The sequence below is a fragment of the Micromonospora sp. WMMD723 genome (assembly GCF_049863385.1).
Classification (GTDB): Bacteria; Actinomycetota; Actinomycetes; order Mycobacteriales; family Micromonosporaceae; genus Micromonospora; species Micromonospora wenchangensis.
In genome coordinates this window covers 2,689,690-2,712,656 of sequence record NZ_JBMKNR010000001.1, presented here as the reverse complement: position 1 = coordinate 2,712,656, position 22,967 = coordinate 2,689,690, and the positions used below count along the sequence as shown (strand labels likewise).

Sequence of the window (22,967 nt, the reverse complement as noted above, 5' to 3'; positions counted from 1 at the left end):
ACCGGTGCGCCATACCCGGTGGGCGGGCGGCTAGTCGTCCTCCTCCGGGTCCTGGTTGGCCTCGACGCCCAGCACGAACGCCTGCATGGCCAGTTCGTCGCCGCTGGGCGAGACGAACGCGGGCAGCTCGGCCGGGCCCAGCTCCTGCACGTACGACCAGAAGAGCCGGACCGCCTCGGCCCGCGACTCGGCCTCGATCGGCAGGTCGAGGCTGACCAGCCAGGTCCGGCGCGACGGCGGCGGGCCGAGCCGGTCGACCAGCTCCCGGTAGGTGCCCGGGTCGAGCGGGGTGACCGGGCCGGCGACGGCCACCTGCCCGGCCGGCACCGGCGCGTCGAACGACCGCCGGGTGTAGGTCACCAGCAGCGCCCGCCCGTCGTGGCGGGCCACCCGGCCCAGCGCCACCAGCCGGGGCGGCCCGTCGGCCAGCACCGCCACCCGGTCACCGGGACGCGGGGCGGGCCCACCGGCCGGGACGGCCAGCTCCAGGGTCTCGTGGTGGACGAGGCGCTCGGCGTCGTGCCGCCCGGCCGGCAGCAGCACCGCCCAGGCGTCGCCGTCCGGCCCGCCGTCGACGTCCGTCGGGCCGGTGCTGCGGTGGTCGGTCACGGTCATGCCCCCATCTGATCACGGGCCACGGCGGTGCCGGCGTGGCAGCCCGCGAGATGGTCGTCGACCATGCCGGTGGCCTGCATCAGCGCGTACGCCGTGGTGGGGCCGACGAAGCGGAAGCCCTGCTTCTTGAGCACCTTGGCCAGCGCGACGGACTCCGGGGTCGACGCCGGCACCTCGGCGAACGACCCGAGCCGGGCCGGCCGGGGCGGCGGCGCGTACGACCAGAGCAGCGCGGAGAGCCCGTCGGGCAGGGTCAGCGCGGCACGGGCGTTGGCGATCGCCGCCTCGATCTTGGCGCGGTTACGGACGATGCCCGCGTCGGCGAGCAGCCGGGTCACGTCCGCGTCGCCGAAGGCGGCGACCCGCTCGATCCGGAAGCCGGCGAAGGCGAGCCGGAACGCCTCGCGTTTGCGCAGGATGGTCAGCCAGGACAGCCCGGACTGGAACGCCTCCAGGGTGAGCCGTTCGTAGAGGGCATCGTCGCCGCGCAGCGGGCGGCCCCACTCGGTGTCGTGGTAGATCGCGTAGTCCGGAGTGCTCGCCCCCCAGGCACAGCGGGGCAGGCCGTCGGGGCCGGTCACCAGGTCAGTCACCCGTCACACGCTAGGCCAGGGCCCTGACACGCGGCGTCGGGGCCGGGGTGGCGCGGCCCGACCGATCCCGCTCCGCAGCGTCAGCGGGTGGACGGGCGGGGCAGCCGGCCGGACTCGACCAGGCGGGCGAAGCGTTTCAGGGCCAGGGTCAGGCTGGCCTTGGAGCCCGGCCAGAGCAGCGGCCAGGCGACCCGGCCGGCCGCACCGCCGGGCAGGTGGAACCACTCGTGCCAGACCACCTGGGTGCGGTCGTCGGCCAGTGGGGTGCAGCGCAGCACCCCCGGACCGCGCAGGAGCCGGCCGCAGTGCACCACGCCCACCTCGTAGGGGGCGTCGACCCGGACCACCCGCATCTCGTCGCGCAGGGCCGCCGGGCCGAGCGCGGTGACCGCCTCGATGAGGCTGCCCTCGCCGCCGTCGCCCTCGACCACCCGGACCCGGGTCAGCGGGATCCAGTCGGACTGCCCCTCCCAGTCGGTCAGCGCGGCGAAGACCCGCTCGGCGGGGGCGTCGACGATCACCGTGGCGGTGAACTCGCCGGCCCCGGGCTGGGCCGCCTCGTCGGCCAACCCGCCGCCCGCCGGGTCCGGTCCGGTCACACCGGCTCCGAGCGGACCGCCGCGCCACCGGGACGCTCGGCGTCGGTCTTCCCGGCCGGCTCCCCCGCCCGGTCGTCCCCGGGACGGTCGCCGGTCGGGGTGGCGTCGCCGGTGGCGTCAGCGGACGGATCGGCGTCGGCGGCCGGGCGGACACCGGCGGTCGCCGGCTCCGTCGGCGCGGCCCCGGTGGTCGGCCCGTCCGGGTCGGCGGGCACGTCGGCGGGCGTCGGGGAGGCGTCGGACGCGGTGCTCGCGGCCTCCTCCCGGGTGCGGCGCAGCGCGTCGGCGTCGGCGGTACGACCCTCCCGCAGCGCGAGGATCTCGGCCTCCAACACCCCGATCAGCTCGGTCTTGTACCCGATGTCGTAGCCGGCCCGGCGCATCGCCTGGTCGACCTGGTCCATCCGGTAGCCGCGCAGGGCGGTGTCGAAGCGCAGCGCGCCGACGTCGGACTCCCGCAGCGGGCGACCGCCCGGCAGCGGGACGGCTCTGCCGTCGGGCTCGGAGGGCGCGAGGCCGTCCCGACCCGAGATCAGCACCGTCACGCCGAACACGACCGCCGCCACGGTCAACGCGACGACCAGAATGAGCAGAGTCTGACCCATGCAGAGATCGTGGCACGGGGACACCCTCCGGAGCGACCCCAACCACCATCATCGTCACCGATCTTTCGGCCGGGACGGCCCGGCGACGGGCCGGGTCGTCGGGGTCGTACCGCCCCGGGGGCGGGTCGGGCGACCGGATAGCGTCGGCGTCGGCCGGGTCGTCCGGCCGGTGACCTGCGGGAGGCGGAATTGGCCGGGGCGCTGCGACTCGGGGGGCGGAGCTTCGCCCCGGGCGAGCCGGTGGTGATGGCGATCGTCAACCGGACGCCGGATTCGTTCTTCGACCGGGGGGCGACCTTCGCCCAGGACAGCGCCCTGCGCGCGGTGGAGCGGGCGGTCACCGAGGGCGCGGAGATCATCGACATCGGCGGGGTGAAGGCCGGGCCGGGCGACGAGGTCGACGTGGCCGAGGAGATCCGCCGGACGGTGGACACGATCGCCGCCGTCCGGGCCGCGTTCCCCGAGGTGGTCATCTCGATCGACACCTGGCGGGCCGAGGTGGCGGTGGAGGCGGTGGCGGCCGGCGCGGACCTGCTCAACGACACCTGGTCCGGGGCCGATCCGGCGCTCGCCCGGGTGGCCGCCGAGACCGGCGTGGGGCTGGTCTGCTCCCACGCCGGTGGGCTGACGCCCCGGACCCGGCCGCACCGGGCCGCCTTCACCGACGTGGTCGCCGACGTGGTCGCGACGGTGACCGGGCTCGCCGAACGCGCGGTGTCCCTGGGGGTACGCCCCGACGGCATCCTGATCGACCCGGCGCACGACTTCGGCAAGAACACCAGGCACTCGTTGGAGATCACCCGCAGGTTGGCCGAGCTGGCCGGCACCGGCTGGCCGCTGCTGGTGGCGTTGTCGAACAAGGACTTCATCGGCGAGACGCTGGACCTGCCGGTGCCGGAGCGGTTGGAGGGCACCCTGGCCGCGACGGCGGTGTCGGCCTGGCTCGGCGCGCGGGTGTTCCGCGCCCACCAGGTGCTGCCCACCCGGCGGGTGCTGGACATGGTGGCCTCGATCCGGGGCGACCGGCCGCCGACGCTCACCCGCCGCGGCCTGGCCTGAGACCGGTCACCGGGTGACCCGACCCGGTGCGGTGGTCAGGCCGGTGCGGTGGTCGCCCCCGGCCCGGCCGGCACGGTGGTCAGGTCCAGTGCAGGATGCGCTTGCGCCAGGCGTAGAGGATGCCGAGCGCGACCACGGCCACGAAGACGCCCATCTCGGCGACGGTCACCGCGCCGAACCCGGGCCGGTCGAAGACCATCGCCCAGGGGAAGAGGAAGACCGCCTCGACGGCGAAGAGCACGTAGAGGTACGCGTACACGTAGTAGCGGATCTGCATCTGCGCCCAGTCGCCGCCGACCGGGTCGAGGCCGCACTCGTAGCCGGCGCGCTTGCCGACCGGGTCGGCCGGCCGGCGGGGACGTAACACCCGGTTGGCCGAGAACGCCGTAACGAAGAAGAGGACGGCAGCGAGCAGCAGCAGCCCGAGCGTCGCGTACGAGCCCAGGTAACCGGTCACGGTGGCTCAGCCTACCGGGCGGCGGGCCGCACCGGAGGAGGCGAGGGCGGCCCGGCCGTCACCGAACATTTTCCGCTGGTACTAGTGCCCCGCCGCAACTGTTACCGAATAATGAACTCTCACCCAGGGTCACGGAGGTCAGATGCCCGGCGTGGACGCGCGTACCGTCCGGCGGTCCCTCGCCCGGCGTACCCCCGCTCTGGTCGCGGCGACCCTGGCGACCGGGCTGGCGGTCGCGCTCGGGGTGACACCGGGGCTGGCGGCCCCACCCACGGTGACCCGGACGGTGACCGACCCGACCGACGCCGGGACGCCGGGCGGCGACCCGACCGACCCGACCACGCCCCCGGTCGAGCCGACGGCGACCGGGGCCGGCCCGACCAGCGCGCCGCCGACGCTGCCGCCGGACCCGGAGCCGACCACCGCCGCCCCGGAGCCGACCGGCACCCCACCGGCGACCAGCGCACCCCCGCCGACGGCCACCACCGCGCCGCCCGCCCGGCCGCCGCTATCCGCCCGACCCACCCGCCCCGGCCAGCCGGGCGGCGACCGGGTCGGGGTCCGGGTGGGCACCGGCGACGTGACCCTGGACGACGGTTACTGGGCGGCCGGCAGCACGGTCACCGCGCTGCGGGTCACCGTCACCAACACCGGGGCCGTGCCGGCCCGGCTGCGGCTGGCCTACACGTTGCCGGCCGGGCTCACCGACGCCGGTACGCCGGGCTGCGCGGCCGGCGGGGACGGCGGATGGCACTGCGGCGAGTGGGCCACCGCGCCGGGCGACCGGTTCGACAGCATGATCCGGGTACGGGTCAGCGGCACCGCCTGGCGGCAGATGCCCCTCAGCGGCGCGGTACGGGTCACCGCGACCGGTCCGGACGGCGGCACCGGGCAGGACGACGAGGGGTTCGCGGTGCTCTTCCCGCCCGGCCCGCCGGTGCCCGGGATAGTGCTCGACGCCGACGAGGTGGCCTTCGACATCAGCGGCGGACCCACCGTGCTGACGGCCCACCTGGGCAACACCGGCCGGGTGCCGGCCGCCGGGCGGGTCGAGGTGGCGCTGCCGGAGGGGGTCAGCGTGCTGGACCCGCCGGCCGGCTGTGCGCCGCTGGCTCCGACGCGTACCCGCTGCGACCTCGGTGTGCTGCCGGCGGGGCGGACGCAGCCGCTGCGGTTCACGGTCGCCGCCACCCCGGACGCCCAGCGCGAGGCCCCGCTGGCCGGGGCGCTGACCGGCCGGTTGACCCCGGAGAGCGGGCCGGCCCGGCAGGTCCAGATGAGTTTCCGGATCACCGCCGCCGCCGCGCTGACCACCCCGCCGGTGGGCACGCCCGCGCCGACCGGTTCGCAGGGGTTGATCGCGGCGCAGGGCGGGACGGTTGCGCTGAGCGGGATGTCCTCCGCCCAGCGGACCGCGCTCGCGCTGATCACGATCTCCGTCCTGCTGGTGGTGCTGGCCCTCGTGCTGGCGACCGGTGCGCTGCGCCGACGCTCCGCCGAGGTGGCGGGGGACCTGCCGCCGACGGGGCGGTCGACCCGACCTGCCGGGGGTCGGGGCAGGTGGAGGGGGCCGTCCGGGCGGTCGCGGTGATATCGATTACGGCGTGCACCGCAAATCGCCGCATAGCCGTACAGATTTCGCCGACCCGGTTCCCAGGTGTCGGACCTCCACCAAGGATGCCCTAAGCCCTGGACGTAGGCTCGGAGGCGAGAGATGACAGCGGTCCGGCCCGCCACGGGCGGACCGGGCGCAGCGGCGCATCAGGGAGGTCGCGTGGCCGGGCAAGGCGAGGTCACCATCATGTGCAGCCGCACGCGCGGCGGGGCCGAGCGAAGCGAGGTGCAGGCGTGACCAAGCAGATCCGTCAGTTGGACCGGGTGGTGATCCGGTTTGCTGGTGACTCGGGTGACGGGATGCAGTTGACGGGGGACAGGTTCACCTCGGAGACGGCGCAGTTGGGTAATGACATTTCGACGTTGCCGAATTTCCCGGCGGAGATTCGGGCGCCTGCGGGAACTCTGCCGGGGGTGTCGAGTTTCCAGGTGCATTTCGCGGATTATGACATTCTGACGCCGGGGGACGCGCCGAATGTGTTGGTCGCGATGAATCCGGCGGCGTTGAAGGCGAATCTGGGTGATCTGCGTCGGGGTGCGGACATCATCGTGAACACTGATGAGTTCACGCGCCGGAACCTGGTGAAGGTCGGCTATGCCGTCAGCCCGTTGGAGGACGGCACGCTGGACGGTTTCGTGGTGCATCCGGTGGCGTTGACGTCGATGACGGTCGGGGCGTTGGCGGAGTTGTCGGTGTCGAAGAAGGACGCCGAGCGGGCGAAGAACATGTTCGCGTTGGGGTTGTTGTCGTGGATGTACTCGCGTCCGTACGAGTCGACGTTGCGGTTCCTGGAGCGGAAGTTCGTCAAGCGGCCGGATCTGGTCGCGGCGAACATCGCGGCGTTCAAGGCGGGCTGGAACTACGGCGAGACCACCGATTCGTTCTCGGTGCGGTACGAGGTGAAACCGGCGAAGATGGTGCCGGGTACCTACCGCAACATCACCGGTAACGCCGCTTTGTCGTTGGGGTTGGTCGCGGCGGGGGTGCGGTCGGGTCTGCCGGTGTTCCTCGGCGCGTATCCGATCACCCCGGCGTCGGACATCCTGCACGAGTTGTCGAAACACAAGCGGCTCGGTGTGGTCACGATGCAGGCCGAGGACGAGATCGCCGCGGTCGGCGCGGCGTTGGGCGCCTCCTACGGCGGCGCGTTGGGGGTGACCACGACCAGCGGTCCGGGTGTGGCGTTGAAGTCCGAGACGATCTCCCTGGCCGTCGCCCTGGAGTTGCCGTTGGTGATCGTGGACGTGCAGCGTGCCGGTCCGTCGACGGGTCTGCCCACGAAGACCGAACAGGCCGACCTGAACATGGCGTTGCACGGCCGTCACGGTGAGGCCCCGGTCGCGGTGATCGCGGCGAAGTCACCGTCGGACTGTTTCCACGCCGCGCTCGAAGCCGCCCGGATCGCCCTGACCTACCGCACCCCGGTGATCCTGTTGTCGGACAACTACGTCGCCAACGGCTCCGAACCGTGGCTGCTACCCGACGTCGACGCCCTGCCCGACCTGCGCGTGGACTTCGCCACCGCCCCCAACGGCGACGACGGCGTCACGTTCCTGCCCTACCTGCGTGACCCGGGCACCCTGGCCCGTCCCTGGGCCGTGCCGGGCACCCCCGGTCTGGAACACCGCATCGGTGGCCTGGAGAAAGCCGACAAGACCGGCGACATCTCCTACGACCCGGCCAACCACGACTACATGGTCCGCACCCGCGCCGCCCGCATCCAGGCCATCGACGTGCCCGACCTCGACGTCGACGACCCCGACGGCACCGCCCGGACCCTCGTGCTCGGCTGGGGCTCCACCTACGGCCCGATCGGCGCCGCCTGCCGCACCCTGCGCCACCGCGGCCAACCCATCGCCCAGGCCCACCTACGCCACCTCAACCCCCTGCCCGGCAACCTCGGCGACGTCCTTTCCGCCTACGACCGGGTCGTCATCCCCGAGATGAACCTCGGCCAACTCGCCCAGGTCATCCGCGCCCGATACCTGATCGACGCGATCACCTACAACCAGGTCCGCGGCCTACCCTTCACCGCCGCCGAACTGGAGACGATGCTGGAAGAGGTCTGCAAAAATGCCTGAACCCGTCGCCCTGAAACTCACCGGGAAAGACTTCAAATCCGACCAGGAAGTCCGCTGGTGCCCCGGCTGCGGCGACTACGCCATCCTCGCCGCCGTCCAACAGTTCATGCCCGAGTTGAACATCCCCCGCGCCAACACCGTGTTCATCTCCGGCATCGGCTGCTCATCCCGCTTCCCCTACTACATGAACACCTACGGGATGCACTCCATCCACGGCCGCGCCCCCGCCATCGCCACCGGACTGTCCGTCACCCGCCCCGACCTGTCCGTCTGGGTCGTCACCGGCGACGGCGACGCCCTGTCCATCGGCGGTAACCACCTCATCCACGCCCTACGCCGCAACGTCAACCTCAAGATCCTGCTGTTCAACAACCGCATCTACGGCCTCACCAAAGGCCAGTACTCCCCCACCAGCGAAACCGGCAAAATCACCAAATCCACCCCCGCCGGATCCGCCGACGCCCCCTTCAACCCCCTGTCCCTCGCCCTCGGCGCCGAAGCCACCTTCGTCGCCCGCACCATCGACTCCGACCGCAAACACCTCCAAACCGTCCTACGCGCCGCCGCCGAACACCACGGCACCGCCTTCGTCGAGATCTACCAAAACTGCAACATCTTCAACGACGGCGCCTTCGACCAACTCAAACAACCCGACACCCGCGACGACTACCTGATCCGCCTCGAACACGGCCAACCCATCACCTTCGGCCGCGACCAGCAACACTGCGTCGTACACCCACCCCACGGCTTCGGCCTCGACATCCGCGACACCGCCACCACCCCACCCGAAGACATCGTCATCCACGACGCCACCATCACCGACCCCGCCTACGCCTTCGCCCTGTCCCGCCTCCCCCAACCCGACCTCCGCAACACCCCCATCGGCATCCTCCGCCAAACCCAACGCCCCACCTACGACACCACCGTCCAACACCAGATCACCACCGCCCGAAACACCACCACCGACACCCCCGAACAACAACTCACCACCCTCCTGCACACAGGCGACACCTGGACGATCAGCTAGTCGACCGAGCAGGGCGACGTGGCCGTGCCCCGGGGTCGGGGCACGGCCACGTCGGCGTCGGCGGACCGCCGGGGGCGGTGTGCAGGCCCGGGAAGGCGGTACGGGCCGAGATCGGTCAGGAGGGGGTGGCGGTGGCGGTGGGGCGGTCGTCGCGGACGTGCACCAGCATGTCGCCGGTCTCGATCACCGCGCCGGCCTTGTCCGCCAGGGTGACCACCTTGCCCCGGCGCACCAGGGCGATGACCAGGGACTCCAGCTCGCGGGGGGACTTGCCTACCTCGTGCCGCTCGGCGGAACGCATCGCCAACGCCATGCCCTGCCCGGGGGTGAGCAGATCCTCCACCACGTCGATCAGGGGCGGCGCGGAGGTCGAGAGACCGAGCAGCCGACCCGCGGTCGCCGAGGACACGATCACGTGGTGCGCGCCGCTCTGCCGCAGCAGCGGGGCGTTCTCGGCCTCCCGTACGGCGGCGATGATGCGTACCTGACCGGCGGTGAGCTGCCGGGTGGTCAGCGCCACCAGCACCGAGGCGTCGTCGCTGTCGGTGGCGATGATGACCGCCTTGGCGTTGCGGACGTGCGCCTCCTCCAGCACCGACGAGCGGGTGGCGGAGCCCTCGATGGCGACCAGTCCGGCCGAGGTGGCCTGCCGCAACGCCGTCCCGTTGCGCTCCACCACCACGATCCGGGACTTGTCCAACCCGTTCTCCAGCAGGGCGGAGACCGCGCTGCGACCCTTGGTGCCGTAGCCGCAGATGATGACGTGGTCCTTCACGGTTCTCCTCCACCGCCCCAGCCGACGGCCGGTCCGGTACTGCTCGGTCAGGACTTCCAGGGTGGTGCCGACCAGGATGATCAGGAAGATCACCCGGGCCGGGGTGATGAACAGGACGTTCACCAACCGGGCGGACTGGTCGTACGGGGTGATGTCGCCGTACCCGGTGGTGGAGAGGGTGACCACCGCGTAGTAGAAGCAGTCGAGCAGGGTCAGCCCGTTCTCGTCCACGTCGCGGTAGCCGCCACGGTCCAGGTAGACCACGGCGACGGTGAGCAGGACCAGGCCGAGGGCGGCGGCCAGGCGGAGACTCAACGCGCTGAGCGGACCCCGCCGCTGCGCCGGGAAATGGATCACCGTCGGTCCTGCTCTCCCCGGGTCGCCTGCACGAGCACAACATAGCGGTTGGCAGGCGGATCGACCGGGCGGGTCGCCGACCCTACCTGCGGTGAACGACCTCTCACCCTCTCGGCGGGCGGTGCCGGGCCCGGGAAACCGGCATGATGGGAGGGTCCCGGGACACCGGCCACGAGGAGGCCCGCATGTCGCTGCTGCGTCGGGTGATCGGCGGCGTGCTGCGCCGGGTACGCCTGCGTCAGGGCCGCACCCTGCGCGAGGTGGCCGCCGCGGCCGGGGTGTCCCTGCCCTACCTCTCCGAGGTCGAGCGGGGGCGGAAGGAAGCCTCCTCCGAGGTGCTGGCGGCGATCTGCCGGGCGCTCGGGATCAACCTGTCCGACCTGCTCGAAGAGGCCCGCGACGAGCTGCGCCGGGTCGAGCGCCGGGTGCCCGTGCCGCCGGGCGGCAGCCTGGCCCGGCTGGACCGGGTGCCGACCGCCCGCCGCGACGGCACCGCCGCCCACCTGTCGGTCGGTCGGCCCACCGTCGGGTTCGGCCGCCCGGACGGCGGCGTGCCGTCGGGGGTCGGGGGTGCCGGGTTCCCGGTGCCGGGGGTCGCCACGGCCGTCCGGGTGGTCGCCGTGGCGTCGGCCGCCCGCCCCGCTGCGCGTACCCCCAGGGTGCCGGCGCGGCGGTGGGCCCGGACGGGCCGGCGGCGGCTGCCGGTCAGGTAGGCCGGCCGGATTCTGCCGACGGCGGATCTGCCGGCGGCAGAAAGGCTGGGGCGGTGACCGCCCGGCGGCGCAGGCTGGACCCGCCGGTTCCCGGGGCGGGGTGAGGTCGCCCGCCCGCCGGCGACGCGGAGGGTGGTCACCATGATCGGGTACGACGTGCGCATGCTGGACGGCGGTCAGCCGGCCTTCGGCGACCAGGTCTTCGAGCGGCTGCTGCGCGAACGCATCATCTTCCTGGGCACCGAGGTCACCGACGCCTCGGCCAACCAGATCTGCGCGCAGATCCTGCTGCTCGCCGCCGAGGACAGCGAGCGGGACATCTACCTCTACATCAACTCGCCTGGTGGTTCGGTCAGCGCCGGCATGGCCGTCTACGACACCATGCGGTACGTCCGCAACGACGTGGCCACCCTGGCTTTGGGGCTGGCCGGGTCGATGGGGCAGTTCCTGCTCTGCGCGGGGGCCGCCGGGAAGCGGTTCGCCCTGCCGCACGCGCGGATCATGATGCACCAGCCCTCCGGGGGGATGGGCGGCACCGCCGCCGACATCACCATCCAGGCGGAGAACATGCTGCACGTGAAGCGGACGATGCAGGAGCTGATCGCCCGGCACAGCGGGCGCACCCTCGACGAGATCCAGGCCGACTGGGACCGGGACCGGTGGTTCACCGCCGAGCAGGCCCGGGAGTACGGCCTGATCGACGAGGTGCTCACCCGGGTCGACCAGCTTGCCGGCTGACCGTCGCCGGTCGGGGGTATCGCGTGCCGACGGCCGGCGGCCGTCGTCCGTGCGTCGGGTCGGGGTCCCGGCGGAGGTCCGCCGGGACCCCGCGCGCTGCCGGTGGCCCGCCGGGGCGGACGGCCGTGAGCCCACCGCGTCCACAGCCGTCGGACCCGCCCCCTCGCTCGGGTCCGACACCCGCCGGTCGCACCGCGGCGGACGCTCGTCGATGCGGCAGAGCGTCAGCGGTACGCGACTTCCCGCGCGGGCCAATACAGCAGGGCGCATTTCCCACAAATATCGTGGCATCGATGCGGCTCGCCGGCCACCGCTACCGGGAGGCGGGCCGGCGACGGCCCGGACCACCGGCGTGGCCGTGACCACGAGAGAGGTTCACCCGTCGACGGTCAACACCACCTTGCCCAGGGCCCGCCGCCCCTCCAGGTCGGCGTGCGCGACAGCCGCCTGCGCCAGCGGGTACGTCGACACCAACGGACGCCACCAGCCCCGACCACCCAACTCCACCGACCGGGCCGCCAACCCGGCGATCCCGCCCGGCCGGTCACGCAGCCGCTGCCCGAGCCACCCGACGGTCAGGCTGCGCCCCACCAGATCCGCCGTGTCGACCCGGGTCGGCTCCCCCGCCGACCAGCCGAACATCACGAACCGGCCGCCCGCCGCCGTCGCCTCCAGGGCGGCCCGGCCCACCGCCCCACCGACCCCGTCGTACACCAGGGTCGGCCCGCCGACCCGTGCCCGGAGCAGGTCCGTCCAGTCCGGCCGGTCGTAGTCGACCACCACCACGTCCGCACCCAGCTCACCGAGCCGGGCCGTCCGGCGGGCACCCCGGGCCGCGGCGACCACCGTCGCGCCGGCCGTCCGGGCCGCCTGCACCAGCAGCCAGCCCATCCCCCCGGCCGCCGACAGCACCAGCACCACGTCGTCCGCCGTCGGCGGCTCCGTCTCGACGACACCGAGGGCGGTCCGGCCCGTCCCGACCAGCGCCACCGCGTCGGCGAACGTCATCTGCTCCGGTACGACGAACAGCGACTCGACCGCGGTCACCGCCTGCTCGGCGTACCCGCCGGGGACCATGCCGAGGTGGGCGACGACCCGCCGGCCCCGCCACGCCCCGTCGACCCCGGCCCCGACCAGGTCGACCGTGCCGGCGACCTCCCGGCCCGGCACCGTCGGCAGCGCCGGCAGCGACAGCGGGCCACCCGCCTCGCCCCGGCGCAGCGCGGTGTCGAGCAGATGGACCCCGCTGGCCGCCACCGCGATGCGCACCTGCCCGGGGCCGGGTGCCAGGTCGGGCAGGTCGTCGAGGACGAGGTTGGTGGCAGGTCCGAACTCGTGAAGGCGAATCGCACGCATGCCCCCATCCGACAACCTGCACCGGACGTGAGGTCAAGAACCGGGTGCGGGTCGACGGTCAGGCGCAGGGCCCGGCGGTGAGGTGGTCGGTGAGCGCGGTGAACTGCGCCCGGGTCAGGTACGACGGGTTGGCCGCCTGCGGCTGGCGGAACACCTCCAGGCCGGCCAGCCGGGGATCGGCGCGCAACCGGTCCCGGTGCAGCCGACGGGGTACGGGCAGCACGGTCAGGTCCAGCGGCACCGTCCAGGGCGCCCCGGGCTCCCCGCCGGGCACCGGCTCACCGGTGAGCCGGCCGACCCCCCAGACGCCGTAGGGCAACCGTCCCCGGCTGCCGCTGGCCCAGAACACCACGGGCTGGCCCGCCCGCATCAGCCGGGCCCGGTAGCCGGGGCGGACGCACCAGCCCGTCACCCGGGGATCCCGGGCGAACCGGCCGGCGAGGTCGACCAGGTCGGCGTTGCCCTTGATCAGCCAGGCGCCCAGGTCGTCGTGGGTCACCCGCCGCCCGTCGGCGCGTCCGTCCGGCACGTCCAGCCCTCCCGAGCGTCAGATCAGCCCCTCCCGGACCGCGTACGCTACCGCGTGCGTGCGGTTGCGGAGCTGGAACCGGCTGGTGATGTCGTGCAGCACGTTCTTGACGGTCCGCTCCGAGTAGCTCAACCGGGTCGCCACCTCCCGGGTGTCCATCCCGTCGGCCACCAGCCGCAGGATCTCGCTCTCCCGCACCGAGAGCCCGTTGACGTCGATGCCGCGCGGGGCGAGCACCGTCTGCTGGAGCCGGGTCACCTGCTTGACCAGCAGCCCGAGCACCTCCGGGGGCATCGCCGCGCCACCGGAGGCGGTGCTGACCACGAGCTGGGCCAGCCGGTGGCCGGTCGCCTCGGTGCGCGAGGCGAGGGCGCGTACCCCCAGCTCCACGGCGGGGATCAGCGCCGAGTCCGACTCGACGGCCGCGACCAGCACGAACCGCCGGCAGCCCAGCCGGCGTACGGCCCGGAGCACGTCGAGCGTGCCGTGGTCGAGGGTGTCGGCGGCGACCACGCCGACGGTCTCGGCGGTGATCATCTGCGCGGGCACGACCTCGATCTCGGCCCGGCCCCGCAGCGCCGCGGTGATGCCGGCCGTGGAGATCGGGTCGGGGGTACGGATGTAGGTCTGGGCACGTCCGTTCATGGCGGTTCCTTAGCTTCCGGGCTGAGTCGAGCGTCAGCTGCCAGGCTGCCGTTCAGCAGGGGGACAGATCGGTGGTCCGGAGGCCGGTGCCGTGCGGTTCCGTGACCGGGGCAAGTCGCTTCGCCGAGGTGGACACCGGCCGACGGGTGGTGGCGGTGTCCGTCGTCCACGGTAGAGACGGCGGTCGGCCGGGCACTGGAGGCCGACTGGACGCCGTCGAATCGACATCCTTGCCGGGCGACAACGTTTTGAGCTGCTCAAATACACGACCGTCCAAAAGCGAGCCGCCGGAGCACCGGCAGAACCGGCAGAACCGTTGCCCCGGCGGGCGACCACTGCTGCCCGATCGGCAGGTTTCGACGGCGTTTCACCCGGTGAATGAGTGTGGAAGATCATGGTCATCCGACCGGTCAACCGGCAGAATCATGTGCTGGCCGCGCTGGTGGGAAGGACGCGCAGCCATGACAGGGAGGCCGGTCGATGGCCGACGGCGGTGCTGAGATCCGACGACGACGACTGGGTGCCGGGTTGACCCAGGAGCAGCTGGCCGAACGGGCAGGAATCAGTGTCCGGGCGGTGCGCGACATCGAACAGGGCCGGGTCCGCAACCCCCGGGCCGAATCCCTCCGACGCATCGCCGACGCCGTCGGGTTGCCCCACCCGCAGCCACCCGGCCCCGCGCCACCCACCGTCGCGCCGGCACCCACCCTCCGCATCGACGTGCTCGGCCCGCTGCGCATCCAGGTCGGGGCCGAACCGGTCGCGCTCGGCGCCAACCGGCAACGGATGCTGCTCGGCCTGCTCGCCCTGCACCCGGACACGATCGTGTCCCGCCACGAGATCGTCGACGTGCTCTGGGGCCACGACCCGCCGGACAGCTGCCTCAACCTCGTCCACACCTACGTCGCCCGGCTGCGCCGGGTGCTGGACCGGCCCGGGAACACCGGCACCACCATCACCCACGTCGGTGGCGGCTACCGGCTCCGGGTCGACCCCACCCAGCTCGACCTGAGCGAGTTCGCCACCGTGATCGAACGCGCCGAGGGCAGCGTCGCGGGCGACCTGGCCAGCCTGGACCGGCTGGCCGGCGCACTGGCGCTGTGGCGCGGGCCGGTCCTGGCCGACGCGGCGGCGAGCCTGGCCCAGCACCCCACCGCCGTCGCCCTGAACCGACGCCGCATCGCCACCGCCGTCACCTACGCGACGCTCGCCGTCGACCTGGGACTGCCCGACCGGGCCGTCCGGGAGCTGCACGCGGTGGCCCGCCACGAACCCCTGCACGAACAGGTGCACGCCCGGCTCATGCTCGCCCTCGCCGCCTGCGGCCAGCAGGCCCGCGCGCTGACCCTGCACCGCAAGCTGCGGGACCGCCTCGCCGAGCAGCTCGGCGTGGAACCCGGCCCGGAACTGCGCGAGGCACAGCTACGCATCCTGCGCCAGGACCTGCCCCGGGTGGTCGCCCTCCCGGCCGCCGGTGACGCCCCGGCCGTACGCCCCGGGGCCGCACCGCACCGGCCCGAGGCGTCGCCGCCGGCCCGCCCGCCCAGCCACCGCCCGCCGGCACAACTGCCCCCCGACGTCGCCTACTTCACCGGACGCGACACCCAGCTGGCCGCGCTCGACGCGCTGCTGGCCGGGGAGACGGCGACCCGGGGGCCGGTGGTCATCTCCGCCATCACCGGGATGGCCGGGGTCGGCAAGACCGCCCTGGCGGTGCACTGGGCGCACCAGGCTCGTCGGCACTTCCCCGACGGGCAGCTCTACGTCAACCTGCGCGGCTACGCGACGGCCAGCCCGGTACGCCAGGAGGAGGCCCTGGCCGGGTTCCTGCACGCGCTCGGGGTGCCGGCCGAGCAGGTGCCGGTCGACGCCGGGCAGGCCGCCGCGCTGCTGCGTACCATGCTGGACGGTCGCCGGATGCTGGTGGTGCTGGACAATGCCGCCAGCGCCGACCAGGTACGCCCGCTGCTGCCGGGCAGCGCCGGCTGCCTGGCGTTGATCACCAGCCGGGACCGGCTCAGCGGGCTCGTCGCGGTCGACGGCGCGCGCCGCATCGACCTCGACGTGCTCACCGCCGCCGAGGCGGGCACCCTGCTCACCCGGATCATCCCCACCGATCGGATCGCCCGCGCCACCGAGATCGCCGAGCTGGCGACGGTCTGCGCCCGGCTGCCGCTGGCCCTGCGGATCGCCGCCGCCAACCTGATCGACCAGCCCGACCAGTCGATCAGCGCGCACACCGCCCGGCTGACCGCCGGCAACCAGCTCGCCGACCTGCGTATCGAGGGCGACGACCAGGCGGCCGTCCGGGCGGCGTTCGACCTGTCGTACGCCGCCCTGCCCACCCCGGCACGGCGGCTGTTCCGGCTGCTGGGCACGGCACCCGGGACGGACGTCACGGTGGCCGCCGCCGCCGCGCTGGCCGGGATCGACGAGCCGGTGGCCGCCCGCGAGCTGGACCGGCTCGCCGCCGCGCACCTCGTCGGGCAGGTGGCCCCCGGCCGGTACACGTTCCACGACCTGCTGCGGCTCTACGCCCGGGAACGGGCCACCGCCGAGGACCCCGGGCCGGAGCTGCGGGCCGCCACCCGGCGGCTGTACGGCTGGTACCGGCAGCGCACCGAGGCCGCCGCCGTCGCCGTCTACCCGCACCTGGTGCGGTTGCCGCCCGACGGGACCGCACCGGCCGCCGGGGGGTCGCCGTTCCCCACCTCCGCCGGGGCGATGGCCTGGCTGGAGGCGGAGCACACCAACCTGATGCGGGTGATCGCGCACGCCGCCGAACCCGACGCCGACCCGGCCGCCTGGCGGATCCCGGACGCGCTGCGCGGCTACTTCCAGTTCCGCCCGCACAGCGACGGACTGGTCGCCGCGACCAGCGCGCTGCGCGCCGCGCAGCAGGCCGGCGACCACGCCGGCGAGGCCGCGAGCCGGCTCGGGCTGGCCAGCCTGCACCTGCGTCGCGGCGAGTACGCGGTGGGCCTGTCCCACGCGACCGCGATGATCGACGCGGCGCACCGGGCGGCCTGGCCGGAGGGCCTGGCGGCGGCGTACGGCACCTGCGGACTGGTGCACCTGCGGGCCGGTCGGCTGGCCGAGGGGGCCGAGCTGACCCGGCTCGCGGTCAGCATCCACGAACGTCTCGGCGGCCCGGAACGGCTCAGCACCAGCCTCGGCAACCTCGGGGTGATCTACCGGGACATGGGACGGCTCCGCGAGGCCGCCGAGGTGTTCCGGCAGGCGTTGACGTTGACCCGCAGCACCGGGATGTTGATGAGCACCGGGATCAGCCTGAGCAACCTGGGCGAGGTGCAGCACGCCCTCGGCCAGCACGACGAGGCCCTCGACCACCTGCGGGAGGCGCTGGAGCTGAGCCGGCGCACCGGCTACCGGCCGACCGAGACGGAGAGCCTGCGCCGGCTGGCGGCGCTGCGCGCGCAGGGCGGTGACCTGGGCCCGGCGACCGAACTGGCCAACGCCGCGCTGGCCCTCGCCGATCTGATCGGCGACCCCGCCCAGCAGGCCGCCGCCCGTAACGTGCTGGGCGCGATCCACCTGCGCAACGGCAATCCGGCTGCGACCACCGAACACCGGCGGGCGCTCGACCTCGCCCGCGCCGGTGGGGCCCGGGGTGAGGAGGTCGAGGCGCTGATCGGGCTGGCCGAGGTGCACCGGGACACCGATCCGACGGAGGCGGTCGCGCTGGCCCGGCAGGCCCGCGCGGTGGCCCGCGCCGCCGGCTACCGGGTGTGGGAGGGGCACGCGCTGATGGTGGCGGCCGAGGCGCTGCGGGCCACCGGCCCGGTGACCGCCGCCCGGACCGCCGAGGAGGCGTTGGCGACCCACCGGGAGACCGGTCACCTGCTCGGCCAGGTCCGCGCGCTGCGGCTGCTGGTCGCGCTCGGCGCGGACGGCGGCGTCGACGCGGCCGCGCAGGCGACGTACCGGCGGGAGATCGCCGAGTTGTCCCGGCGGCTGCGGCCCGCCCGGGACGAGGACCTGCCGGTCAGCCCGTGACGGTGAACCGGCGGCGGCTCTCGTCGTCCAGCGGGGTCAGGGTCGGTCGGCCGGCGGAGTCCACGTCGAACGCCAGCCGACCCTCGACCGGGGCGGTCTCGTCCTGGTGCGAGACGTGCCAGCCGATCCGGAGTCGCGGTGCGCGGTCGTCGCCGCCCGGTTCCCAGTCGGGGGTGAGCACCAGCCGGGTCCACGCTCCGGTGCTGTTGCGCACCGCCTGCGGACCGGGCCCGCCGTCGGCCCCGGACACCAGGAGCGCGACCTGTAGCAGGCCGGTGTGCCGCCGTCCCCGGTGCCACAGCACCGGCCACGCCTCCCGGTTGGCCGTCGGGTCGTCGCCGTAGTAGGCGTCGACGTGCGCGTCGCCGCCCTCGGGCAGCCGGTGGGCGTCGCCGCCCTCGGACGGCTGGTGGGCGAGGCCGCCCTCGGGCGGCCGGTGGGCGGTGCCTCGGTCGATGCCGGCCGGGGCGACCAGGTAACGGTGCATGGTGAACCGGAACCCCAGCAGCAGCCGGACGACGCCACCGGCCCGCCCCGGCCCCCGGTCGGCCCGGTAGGCCAGCAGCAACGCACCGGGTTCCGGGGTTGCCGGGTCCAGCATCGCCGTCCGCTGCTCACCTGCCGCGTCGCGGACCGTCAGCGTCCGCGGGCCGTCCAGCCCGTCGAAGCCGGTCACCACGACGGTGTCGTCGGCGTACGGCGTCAGCCGGGACGCGGCCGGCTCGGCCGGGGCGGCGGTGAGCCCGGTCGCGTGCCACACCGGGCGGGCCCCGCCGGGTCGCCGGGCGTCGGCCGGGGGCACCGGCGGCCGGTCGTGCACCCCGGCGTCGACAGGCGTGACGAGGAAGTGGGTCCGGGTCTCCAGGGACCGGTCGGCCACCTCGAAGAGCCCGTCGCTGTGCACCAGGAACGACCCCACCTCGTCGTGTTCCGGGGTCAGCGGCACCCCGTCGACGATGGTCCGCTCGTGGTGCACCCGGTAGCCGACCCGGACCGCCGGCATCGTCCCGTGGCCGGCCTCCAGCCGGGCGGTGAACACCAGCGAACCCACCTCGTTGAACTTGTTGAACGGGTTGCGGCCGGCCGTGACGGCGTGCGGCGACACGCTCAGGTCGGCGACGCCCCAGCAGGGGAAGGACGCCAACGCGGCCCGCCGGGACGACGCCGGGCCGGCCCCGACGTCGGCGGGCACGTAGTCGAACGTGGTGAACCGGACCAGCAGGTCCACGCAGACCCGCTTCGGGCCGGTCGGTCCGCCCCGCCGACGCAGGTAGCGCAGCCAGTACGAGTGCCGCCGCCGCTGCTCGCCCCGGACCATCGCGGTGCCGGCGAGGTAGGGCTGCGCCGGGGTGACCAGGTCCCGCAGCGTCGCCTGCTCGGGGAAGCCGGCGCCGGCGAAGCCGGTCACCCTGAAGGCGTCGCCCACCGGTGGGTCGGGCCGGTAGCCGACCAGCCGCATCCGACTCGGCACGGTGTCCTCCGCTCAGTTCGTCACGGTCAGGTGCCGGTAGGTCTGCTCGTCGCCGAAGCGGACCAGCGGCCCGCCGGAGGCGTCCACGGTGATCAGGAACGCGCCGCCGAGCGGGGTGCCGGGGCCCACAGCCGGGGCCACCGCCACCTCCGACCAGCGGACGAGCAGGCCCGGCACGTCGCCATCCGGGCCGTCGTACCACTCGGGGACGAACCGCAGCCGTGAGCCGAGCGTCCCGGGCGGGCCGGGGTCGGCGTCGTCGGGCAGCGGGCGCAGTGACACGTCGGCGAACCCCGGGTGCCGGCGGCCGTGGTGGAAGACCACGGCGTCGGCGAACTCGTTCGACTCGACCAGGTACGAGCAGGTGAGCAGGCGCAACGCGAGGCGGGCCCGGACCCGGCCGGCCCGTGGGCCCTCGGCCGGGTCGCCGGGCCGGGCGTACTCCACGATCATGCCGTCGTCCCGGATGTCGACGCCCATCGACGCGCGGTACCAGCGCGGATGCCCCTCGTGCCACACGTCGATCTGCGGCGGGCCGGCGATCCGCTCGAATCCCTGCACCTCGACCGCGCCCCGGCGGGCCCGGCCGGTCAGCACCCGCATGGCGGTCACCGGCGGTGGGGAGGTGACGCCTGTCGCCCGGTAGACGGTGAGGCTGCGGGTGGGCGGCGGGTCGGCTCCGACCAGCGGCCGCCCGTGCACCGCGCCGCTGACCGGGACCAGCCGCCACGACGAGGGCCCGGACGCCGGTTCCAGCGTGACCGCGCCGTCGCTGTGCACGGTCAGCGCCCCGGTCTCCTCGTGGCCCGGGGCGACCGCCGGGCCGAGCACCTGGTTCTCCGCGTGCCGGACCCGGTACCCGATCCGGATCGCCGGCACCGGGGCACCGGTGCCGGCAGCGGGGGCGAGCACCATCGTCGGCTCGAAGACGAGGTGGCCGGGGTCGTTGAACTTGTTGAACGGGTTCCGGCCGCCGACGCCGGTGTCGCGCAGCGCGATGCTGAGATCCTCGATCCCCCACAGGCCCGGCGGTGGTGCCGCCGACCGGGGCGAGTACCGGTCGGTGCGGGGGCGGGGCTGGTAGGGGAAGGTGCCGAACCGGATCAGGAACTCCGCCGCGACCAGCTTGCGGCCCCCCGGCCCCCGGTGGCGGTAGCGCAGCCAGTAGCAGTGCCGGCGGGTCCGGGTGCCCCGGTCCAGCCACACCGCGCCGTCGAACTCGTCGGGCCACAGGTCGTCGGCGGGGAACTCCCCGACCGGCAGGCCGGCGTCCCGGAAGCCGGTCACGGCGAACCGGTTGCCGGACAGCTCCTCCGGCTCGTACTCGATGCTGGTCACGTGGTGACGTCCCTGCTCGACCGGTCGGCGGGCCCCGGGCACGACGATGGCCGGTCGGTCCATCGGGCCCGCCGGTGGCGGGCCGGGAGCCGCCGGTGGGGCGGTCCCGGCCCGGCACCGGTCGGGTCACACCAGGTCGTACTCGCGGGCCAGGTACTGGAACCTCTCGACGGTCAGCACCGTGGCCAGGACCCGCTGGTCGGCCACCGAAAGGTCGTCCACCTCGTCGTCGACCACCCGGTCGAGCACCTGCCGGGCGGTCTCCGGGTCGAGGTCGGCCAGTGGTTCCGGCGTCGGCCCGACCGGCTCGACCTGGTCGGCCGGCCCGACCTGGTCGCCGGGTTCCGGTTGCCCGCCGGGGTACGCCGACGCGTCCGGCCCGTGGTCCTGCTGGTGGTAGCCGTGCTGGTCGTAGCCGTGCTGGTGGTAGCCGTGCTGGTCGTAGCCGTGCTGGTGGTCGTGGTCCTGCTGGTCGTAGGACTGCCCGGACTGGTCGTAGCCGTGCTGCTCGTAGCCGTGCTCGTCGTGGGACTGCCCGTCCTGGTGGTAGCCGTCCTGGTCGGCGGCCTGGTGCGCGGCGGCGATCCAGTTCTGGGTCACCGAGTCGATCACCCGGGCCATCTCCGTCGCCGGCTCACCCAGCTCGTCGACGGCGAAGATCTGCACCGGCGGGAAGGCGCCGGCGTGGTGGTAGACGGTGTCGTAGAAGTCGGCCAGCCAGCCGTTGCGCTGGTACCAGCCGGGGTCGCCCCAGCCCTGCCCGAGCAGGTCCGGCACCTGCTCCCAGCCGGCGTCCGGCTGCTCGGCGAGGATGCCGTGCGCGCTGACCGCCGCCCAGCACAGGTAGGCGTACGCGTCGTCGAGGCCGGCCGGGCCGGTGGTGTCGAAGGTCTCCGGATAGTTCATCGGTCGTCTCCCGCTCAGCCCGTGACGGTGAAGTACTTGTTGCTGTCGGCGTCGAGCAGGCGGAGCACCGGGCTGCCGGACGGATCGGTCCCGAGGCGGAACCGCCCCTTGTTGCTGTGCTGGCGGCTCCGCCCGTCCGCGCCGGCGTGCTCGGCCGTCCAGTCGATGCGGAGCTGCACCCCGACCTGCCCCGGCACCTCCTCGACGTACGGCCCGAAGAACAGCGTCGACTCCTCGTGGTGCCGGTTCTTGACCGCGTCGACGTCGTACCGCCGACCCTCCTCGCCGACCACCACCGGATCGCCGTGCCCCACCTCCAGCACCCGCAGCGAGACGTTGCGGAAGGCGGTGTAGCGGACCCCGCCCACGTAGACGATCTGCCGGTGGCCGTCGTCGGGTGCGGTGACGTACGGGACCATGGTGAACCGCAGCAGCAGCAATGTTCGGATCTTGGTGCGGACCTTCCGGCCCAGCACGGCACCGTCGCGGACGTACTCCAGCCGCAGCGACGCCTCGTGCCCCTCGTCGTCCGCCGCCGTGGCGACCACCGGCGGCTGACCGTCGTTGAGGACGGTGACGGTGTTCGGGCCGTCCATCCGCTCGAAGCCGATCACCTTCATGCCCTTGTGCTCGTGCGGGTCGAGCATCCGGCCACCGCGGTCGATCCCACCCAGCTCGATGCGTTGGGCCTTGAGCATGCCGGTCGTGACCGGCTGACCGTCCTCGCCCTCCGGCACGGCCCGGGTCGGGCGGTCGTGCACGCTGCCGCTGAGCGGGGTGATCCGGAAGTGCTTCTCGGTCCGTCCCTCCCCCGGGTTGATCTCGAAGCTGCCGTTGCTGTGCACCAGGAACGCGCCGACGTCGTTGTGGCTCAATCCGAGTGGCGCGCCGAGCAGGTTCTTCGCCTGGTGCTGCACCCGGTAGTTGATCCGCAGGTGGGGCATGCCGCCGTTGACGGCCGCCACCTCGAAGGTCAGGCTGCCGGACTCGTTGAACTTGTTGAACGGGTTGCGCCCCCGGCCGGTCGCCAGCAGCGACACGCTCAGGTCGGTGATCCCCCAGAGCGGGTAGTCGCGCAGGATCGCCCGCTCCTGCGCGGTCGGGCCACCCTCACCGTCCTTCGGTACGTAGTCGAAGGTCGTGAAGCGCACCAGCAGCTCCACGCAGACCCGCTTCTTGTCGGTGACCCCGATGCCCCGGCGCAGGTAGCGCAGCCAGTAGACGTGCTGCCGGGACTGACCGCCCTGGACCATGACGAGCTGGCCGTGGGCGATCGGCACCGGTGAGATCAACTGGTTCAGCGGCAGCTCGGTCCGGAACCCGGCGTTGCTGAACCCGTTGACCTGGAACACCCCGTCCGTCAGGCCCTTGGCCTGCCCCTGCGCGAACCCGATCATGTTCGCGGTGGTGTTCAGGGCGATGGCGACTTCTGTCACGGATACACCTCCGACGTGGGACCGTCGGGCCGGTC

20 protein-coding genes are annotated in these 22,967 nt (G+C 73.8%); 7 read left to right on the top strand and 13 right to left on the bottom strand.

Annotation, left to right across the window (positions count from 1 at the left end; translation table 11 throughout):
• Positions 1 to 30: 30 nt before the first annotated feature.
• From ACN261_RS12365 to ACN261_RS12350, 4 genes are all read right to left on the bottom strand, one after another.
• Positions 31 to 615, bottom strand: coding sequence for a hypothetical protein (locus ACN261_RS12365; RefSeq protein WP_421485353.1), 585 nt, complete (start codon positions 613 to 615; stop codon positions 31 to 33).
• Positions 612 to 1,208: a DNA-3-methyladenine glycosylase I gene (locus ACN261_RS12360; protein WP_421485351.1), complete on the bottom strand. Its 597-nt coding sequence runs from the start codon at positions 1,206 to 1,208 to the stop codon at positions 612 to 614. Before ACN261_RS12360 ends, ACN261_RS12365 begins: the two co-directional genes overlap by 4 nt.
• A gap of 80 nt (positions 1,209 to 1,288) precedes the next feature.
• On the bottom strand, positions 1,289 to 1,807 hold the full coding sequence (locus ACN261_RS12355; protein WP_088647017.1) for an SRPBCC family protein: 519 nt from the start codon (positions 1,805 to 1,807) through the stop codon (positions 1,289 to 1,291).
• Positions 1,804 to 2,412 carry a DivIVA domain-containing protein gene (locus tag ACN261_RS12350; RefSeq protein WP_425850148.1) on the bottom strand — a complete coding sequence of 203 codons (609 nt, stop codon included), beginning with the start codon at positions 2,410 to 2,412 and terminating at the stop codon, positions 1,804 to 1,806. Before ACN261_RS12350 ends, ACN261_RS12355 begins: the two co-directional genes overlap by 4 nt.
• Positions 2,413 to 2,601: 189 nt before the next feature.
• Here ACN261_RS12350 and folP point away from each other — a divergent pair, with 189 nt between their 5' ends.
• Positions 2,602 to 3,471 (top strand): dihydropteroate synthase, encoded by an 870-nt coding sequence (gene folP, locus ACN261_RS12345; protein WP_363657446.1) that lies wholly within the window; start codon positions 2,602 to 2,604, stop codon positions 3,469 to 3,471.
• A 79-nt stretch (positions 3,472 to 3,550) separates the two neighbouring features.
• Here the strand turns inward: folP and ndhC are convergent, their stop codons facing one another.
• Complete coding sequence (ndhC, locus tag ACN261_RS12340) at positions 3,551 to 3,928, bottom strand: NADH-quinone oxidoreductase subunit A (protein ID WP_088647014.1); 378 nt, start codon at positions 3,926 to 3,928, stop codon at positions 3,551 to 3,553.
• A 142-nt stretch (positions 3,929 to 4,070) separates the two neighbouring features.
• On the opposite strand from ndhC, the gene ACN261_RS12335 reads away from it, so the two are divergent.
• From ACN261_RS12335 to ACN261_RS12325, 3 genes are all read left to right on the top strand, one after another.
• On the top strand, positions 4,071 to 5,519 hold the full coding sequence (locus ACN261_RS12335; RefSeq protein ID WP_421485348.1) for a hypothetical protein: 1,449 nt from the start codon (positions 4,071 to 4,073) through the stop codon (positions 5,517 to 5,519).
• 257 nt (positions 5,520 to 5,776) lie between these two features.
• Positions 5,777 to 7,624: a 2-oxoacid:acceptor oxidoreductase subunit alpha gene (locus ACN261_RS12330; RefSeq protein WP_421485346.1), complete on the top strand. Its 1,848-nt coding sequence runs from the start codon at positions 5,777 to 5,779 to the stop codon at positions 7,622 to 7,624.
• Entirely contained in the window at positions 7,617 to 8,651 is a 1,035-nt protein-coding gene (locus ACN261_RS12325; protein ID WP_425850143.1) for a 2-oxoacid:ferredoxin oxidoreductase subunit beta, read from the top strand. The genes ACN261_RS12330 and ACN261_RS12325 overlap by 8 nt, the downstream gene beginning before the upstream one ends.
• Before the next feature lie 115 nt (positions 8,652 to 8,766).
• On the opposite strand, the gene ACN261_RS12320 is transcribed toward ACN261_RS12325, so the two are convergent.
• Positions 8,767 to 9,783 carry a potassium channel family protein gene (locus ACN261_RS12320; protein WP_425850141.1) on the bottom strand — a complete coding sequence of 339 codons (1,017 nt, stop codon included), beginning with the start codon at positions 9,781 to 9,783 and terminating at the stop codon, positions 8,767 to 8,769.
• Between the two features lie 185 nt (positions 9,784 to 9,968).
• On the opposite strand from ACN261_RS12320, the gene ACN261_RS12315 reads away from it, so the two are divergent.
• Positions 9,969 to 10,496 (top strand): helix-turn-helix domain-containing protein, encoded by a 528-nt coding sequence (locus ACN261_RS12315; RefSeq protein ID WP_421485341.1) that lies wholly within the window; start codon positions 9,969 to 9,971, stop codon positions 10,494 to 10,496.
• Positions 10,497 to 10,637: 141 nt separating this feature from the next.
• Complete coding sequence (locus ACN261_RS12310; RefSeq protein WP_363658724.1) at positions 10,638 to 11,234, top strand: ATP-dependent Clp protease proteolytic subunit; 597 nt, start codon at positions 10,638 to 10,640, stop codon at positions 11,232 to 11,234.
• 375 nt (positions 11,235 to 11,609) lie between these two features.
• Here ACN261_RS12310 and ACN261_RS12305 read toward each other — a convergent pair whose 3' ends face one another.
• Genes ACN261_RS12305 through ACN261_RS12295 form a run of 3 tightly spaced genes read right to left on the bottom strand, consistent with a single transcriptional unit; the run spans position 11,610 to position 13,764 of the window.
• Positions 11,610 to 12,590, bottom strand: a complete 981-nt coding sequence (locus ACN261_RS12305) for a zinc-binding dehydrogenase (protein ID WP_421485339.1) — start codon at positions 12,588 to 12,590, stop codon at positions 11,610 to 11,612.
• Between the two features lie 58 nt (positions 12,591 to 12,648).
• Positions 12,649 to 13,119, bottom strand: coding sequence for an EVE domain-containing protein (locus tag ACN261_RS12300; RefSeq protein WP_421485337.1), 471 nt, complete (start codon positions 13,117 to 13,119; stop codon positions 12,649 to 12,651).
• Between the two features lie 18 nt (positions 13,120 to 13,137).
• A complete protein-coding gene (locus ACN261_RS12295) occupies positions 13,138 to 13,764 on the bottom strand; it encodes a helix-turn-helix transcriptional regulator (RefSeq protein WP_088647552.1) in 627 nt (208 codons plus the stop codon).
• A gap of 480 nt (positions 13,765 to 14,244) precedes the next feature.
• Here ACN261_RS12295 and ACN261_RS12290 point away from each other — a divergent pair, with 480 nt between their 5' ends.
• On the top strand, positions 14,245 to 17,781 hold the full coding sequence (locus ACN261_RS12290; RefSeq protein ID WP_425850137.1) for a BTAD domain-containing putative transcriptional regulator: 3,537 nt from the start codon (positions 14,245 to 14,247) through the stop codon (positions 17,779 to 17,781).
• Here ACN261_RS12290 and ACN261_RS12285 read toward each other — a convergent pair.
• The 4 genes from ACN261_RS12285 to ACN261_RS12270 all read right to left on the bottom strand — a co-directional run bounded on the left by ACN261_RS12285 (position 17,771) and on the right by ACN261_RS12270 (position 22,932).
• Positions 17,771 to 19,252: a hypothetical protein gene (locus ACN261_RS12285; protein WP_425850135.1), complete on the bottom strand. Its 1,482-nt coding sequence runs from the start codon at positions 19,250 to 19,252 to the stop codon at positions 17,771 to 17,773. The two genes, ACN261_RS12290 and ACN261_RS12285, sit on opposite strands and share 11 nt — an antisense overlap.
• Before the next feature lie 12 nt (positions 19,253 to 19,264).
• Positions 19,265 to 20,590 carry a hypothetical protein gene (locus ACN261_RS12280; protein ID WP_425850134.1) on the bottom strand — a complete coding sequence of 442 codons (1,326 nt, stop codon included), beginning with the start codon at positions 20,588 to 20,590 and terminating at the stop codon, positions 19,265 to 19,267.
• 126 nt (positions 20,591 to 20,716) lie between these two features.
• Positions 20,717 to 21,496: a hypothetical protein gene (locus tag ACN261_RS12275; protein ID WP_425850131.1), complete on the bottom strand. Its 780-nt coding sequence runs from the start codon at positions 21,494 to 21,496 to the stop codon at positions 20,717 to 20,719.
• A 14-nt stretch (positions 21,497 to 21,510) separates the two neighbouring features.
• Entirely contained in the window at positions 21,511 to 22,932 is a 1,422-nt protein-coding gene (locus tag ACN261_RS12270) for a hypothetical protein (RefSeq protein ID WP_421485332.1), read from the bottom strand.
• Between the last annotated feature and the right edge of the window lie 35 nt (positions 22,933 to 22,967).